This is a genomic window from Desmonostoc vinosum (assembly GCF_059505385.1).
Window position 1 is genome coordinate 1 of the sequence record NZ_JCACKM010000291.1, and the last position, 4,232, is coordinate 4,232.

Below are 4,232 nucleotides of genomic sequence, written 5' to 3' on the forward strand. Positions count from 1 at the left end.
TTAAGTTGACACCAATGGCTTTACGACCCACCCCACAAGAAAACTTATTACATCAGGAAACCCCCTGGTGACTTTGTGCTAAATCCCCATTACAAAACTTAATTACGTTAGCGTTAGCGTAAAGCCTGCGGCATAGCTTCGCTTAGAGCGAGTCATCTCCCAAGGGGAGACGCCAAAGGCGAACGAGCGTCGGTACGAGCGTCATTACGAATTACGAATTACGAATTACGTTAGCGTTAGCGAAGCGGTAGCGAGTCCTCAAGCGTCAGCGGTAGCGAGGTACGAGCGTCATTACGAATTACGAATTACGAATTACGAATTATTTAATAGTCTCTCAGTTTGGAGAACATTTATCACAGAAATTAGGGCTGAATTTACAGCCTTGACTACCTGTCAATGCGTAAGCTGTACAGTAGGGAAAACTTGTAATTCCTATCCTGATTGTTTGCGGTTTTGAAGTTTTAGCAGCTAACAGAATAGATAAAAACTTAGGCAATATTAGACACGCAACCGTACTAATCAACATTAACAATGCAATATCTATTAGAACCATATATAATCACCTCCTGTAAAGAATAGGTGTTAACAGTTCATGGCTACAGCATAGTATGTACAATTGGTAGCCAGAATTTTTTGACTTGCGCTTTCCTTGAACAAATCTTAACATAAATTTTTGTAAAGATGAGCGTTAAATTTTGAGAATCGTCTTGTATTAAAGGCAATGTGGATATTGATGCAAGTTTTTACAGAGTAATTTGGGTAAGGTATTATGTCAAAAATTTCACCAGATTCTGCTTTTTTATCTAATATTACTGAGCGAGAACGTCAGGCACTAAAACGTTTAGTAGACTATACAAATGTAGAATCCTTACCAGAAATTTGGCCTTTAGCAGCAAAGCAGTTTGGTAATATTGTTGCGCTTCATAATCCTCATGCCAAACCAGAGGTAGTAGTTACTTATAGTCAACTAGCACAGCAAATTCAACTGTTTGCTTCCGGGTTACAGGCTTTGGGTGTGAAAGTAGGCGATCGCATTTCTTTAATTGCTGACAATAGTCCTCGGTGGTTTATCGCCGATCAGGGTATAATGGCGGCTGGTACGGCTGATGCAGTGCGGAGTTCACAAGCCGAGCGCGAAGAGTTACTATTCATTATCGCTGATAGTGGTAGCACAGCTTTAGTAGTTGAAGATTTAAAAACGCTGAACAAACTCCGCAGTGGCGAAGCATCTTGTTTCAACGAGCTACCCATCCAATTAGTGATTTTACTTTCAGATGAAGCACCACCAACAGAGGAAACTCTCAAGATATTTAACTTTTCCCAGTTGATAGATATTGGTAGCAACCATACTTTTACACCAGTCAAGCAAAGCCTCAACGATTTGGCAACACTAATTTACACCTCTGGAACTACGGGGAAACCCAAAGGTGTGATGCTTTCTTATGGCAATTTGATGCACCAAGTCAGGGCGCTGGGTTCAGTTCTGCAACCAAAAGCCGGAGACATCGTTCTCAGCATCCTGCCTAGCTGGCATAGTTACGAACGCAGTTGTGAGTATTTCTTAATTTCTCAAGGTTGTACACAATTTTATACTAACTTGCGTTCTGTCAAACAGGATTTGCGAAAATATCAACCACATTACATGGTGGGTGTACCACGGCTGTGGGAATCGATTTATGAAGGAGTGCAAAAACAGTTCCGCGAACAACCAGCTAGCAAGCAACGCCTGATCAAATTTTTACTGGGGATGAGCGAGAAATATATTAAAGCGCGGCGAATTGCCCAAGGATTGAGTTTAGATCATCTTAATTCTTCAGTTATCGAGCGATTAGCAGCGCAAATCCAAGCCTATGCTTTGCTTCCTTTCCATATCTTGGGAGAAAAACTAGTATATGCCAAGGTCAAGGAAGCTACAGGAGGACGAATACAGCAAGTAATTAGCGGTGGTGGTGCGTTACCAAAACACATAGACAACTTTTTTGAAATTACTGGTGTAGAGATTTTGCAGGGTTACGGCTTGACAGAAACTTCTCCCGTCACTCATGCACGTCGTCCTTGGCGTAACTTGCGCGGTTCTGCGGGACAACCAATACCCGGCACACAGATTAAAATCGTAGACTCTGAGACAAAAGCCTCTTTGCCTGTAGGAAATCGCGGCTTAGTTTTGTTGAAGGGGCCACAGATTATGCAAGGATATTACCAAAACCCAGAAGCAACAGCCAAAGCAATTGATAGTGAAGGTTGGTTTGATAGTGGTGATTTGGGTTGGGTATCAGCGCAAAACGACTTAGTGCTAACTGGCAGAGCCAAAGATACAATTGTCTTAACTAACGGAGAAAACATCGAACCACAGCCAATTGAAGACGCCTGTTTGCGATCGCCCTTCATAGATCAAATTACACTCCTTGGACAAGATCAGCGCTCTCTTGGTGCTTTAATCGTCCCCAACCTCGAAGTTTTGCAAACATGGCTTGCAGATCAAAATATACAACTGCGTCTTCCAGAAGCCGTTTCATCAGAAACTAAAATTCCTCGCTCAGAATCCACCACCGTCATTGATCTAGAGAGTAGAATAGTCCAGGATTTATTTCGGCAAGAATTAATTCGGGAAGTGCAAAACCGTCCAGGTTATCGACCAGACGATCGCATTGGCCCCTTCAAACTAATTCTAGAACCGTTTTCCATTGAAAACGGCATGATGACCCAAACGCTGAAAATCCGCCGACATGTTGTGATGGAACGCTATCGCGATATTATTAACAGCATGTTTGCTTGATAATTCCACTTGCTAACTCATAGAGTGAACGTGAAACTTTTATGGATGTCTCCAAAGCTCAATTGCTTTTAAAGCGTGTAGTTAATGTCAAAGTCATAGTCACTCCCCTCTGGAAGGAGGAAGTGCAACAGCAACTGCAAGCGCAAATTAATCAACTTGATCAGCAACTGCAACAGCTCGAGGTAGAAGGACAAAGAGCGATTACTGCAATTCAAAAGCAGAGTCTGCAACCACCTGGCCCTCAGACTCTTCAACAAATCGACAATATTCAACTACAAGTTAATCAAAAAAAGAGTGAACTGCTAGAGCAGAAAAATCAATTGCTGCAAAACCTCCAGCAAGTGCAGCTACTCCAGTTAGACCAAGAAGTTAACCAGTTTCAAATGGAAGGCTTTTTCCGCGTAGAAACAGGTGATAACTTGATTAGCAAAATGCAAGTAGAAATCGTTCTGCGTGATGGCGTTGTAGAAGAAATTCGCGGCGATATTTGATATTAGTCATTAGTCATTAGTCATTAGTCATTGGTAACTAACAAAGGACAACTGACTAATGACAATTCTGGTTAAACTTTGCGTGGGTGCGGTTCCCAGCCCAGCATTGCTTTTGGGAGCCGGCCCAAACAATCTGCCAAACTGGAGGTGAACTAACTAAAAGCGATCGCCCGAATGTGGTCATCTGTACTCGGTATCTAATAGTACCAAGTAATTTAGAACTCTGCTTGATTTGCGTAATCGTCACTAAAGCTTGATTACGTTGTGGATAGACTACCTCTACCTTTCGCGTACCACTCCCTGATACCAACTCATCAAAAGCATTGAGAGCTAGGGTAGCAGGATCGCTACCTTGAAGCGAAGAACTCAAACTTTCTAAAGGTATGCTTTGATAATTGGAACGCTCTGGAAATGCCAAAATATCTGACTGAGATTGATGCACTACATCCATCTGCTGAGTTTGTCCGTTACTAGTCTCAACAGATGGTGCAAATTGCTGGTACTGAGTAAGATAAACTCCCGCAGCAGCAGTGGCAAAGATACTCAGTATTAAAATCAAAAGAAATTTTAACTTTGCCGACATAAAATTTCAAAAAGGTTGTAGTAGTTAATGCTTGGATATTAAGTTTTTACTTTACATCCTTTGCTGGCGAGCAGCTATTATGTGTTGAGCATTGGTTGTGACAAATATCAAGTATATATGGTAATCCTATTGGAGTAACAAATATAGCGTTTCTCCTTTTAAGATTGCTCTGTGTATAGACTGATGAGTAACGTTGAGGTTCCTGTCAACTAGGGAACGCTTAACAGAGAGCAGCGCGGTCTTGGGGTTTCCCCAAGTGAAGCGACTGCGGAGGAACAGGGTTAAAAGTCTTTTGTTATACCTCATTTACCCACAATCTGCTGTATCTCTTCCCCAGTCCCCAGTCCCCAGTCCCCAGTCCCCAGTCCCCAGTCCCCAGTCC

At 42.3% G+C, this 4,232-nt stretch carries 3 protein-coding genes; 2 read left to right on the forward strand and 1 reads right to left on the reverse strand.

Going from position 1 to position 4,232, the window contains the following annotated elements; all coding sequences use genetic code 11:
- The first annotated feature begins 769 nt into the window (after positions 1 to 769).
- A complete protein-coding gene (locus AC5JMF_RS30095; RefSeq protein ID WP_495799372.1) occupies positions 770 to 2,776 on the forward strand; it encodes a long-chain fatty acid--CoA ligase in 2,007 nt (668 codons plus the stop codon).
- A gap of 41 nt (positions 2,777 to 2,817) precedes the next feature.
- Positions 2,818 to 3,267: a YlqD family protein gene (locus AC5JMF_RS30100; protein ID WP_495799373.1), complete on the forward strand. Its 450-nt coding sequence runs from the start codon at positions 2,818 to 2,820 to the stop codon at positions 3,265 to 3,267.
- A gap of 55 nt (positions 3,268 to 3,322) precedes the next feature.
- Here AC5JMF_RS30100 and AC5JMF_RS30105 read toward each other — a convergent pair whose 3' ends face one another.
- The gene (locus tag AC5JMF_RS30105) at positions 3,323 to 3,850 is read right to left on the reverse strand and encodes a hypothetical protein (RefSeq protein WP_495799374.1); all 528 of its coding nucleotides are present in this window, start codon (positions 3,848 to 3,850) and stop codon (positions 3,323 to 3,325) included.
- Between the last annotated feature and the right edge of the window lie 382 nt (positions 3,851 to 4,232).

Excerpts from the sequence above, each read along its gene's own strand:
- AC5JMF_RS30095 (WP_495799372.1), top strand. The coding sequence starts at position 770 with ATGTCAAAAATTTCACCAGATTCTGCTTTTTTATCTAATATTACTGAG.
- AC5JMF_RS30100 (WP_495799373.1), top strand. The coding sequence starts at position 2,818 with ATGGATGTCTCCAAAGCTCAATTGCTTTTAAAGCGTGTAGTTAATGTC.
- AC5JMF_RS30105 (WP_495799374.1), bottom strand. The coding sequence starts at position 3,850 with ATGTCGGCAAAGTTAAAATTTCTTTTGATTTTAATACTGAGTATCTTT.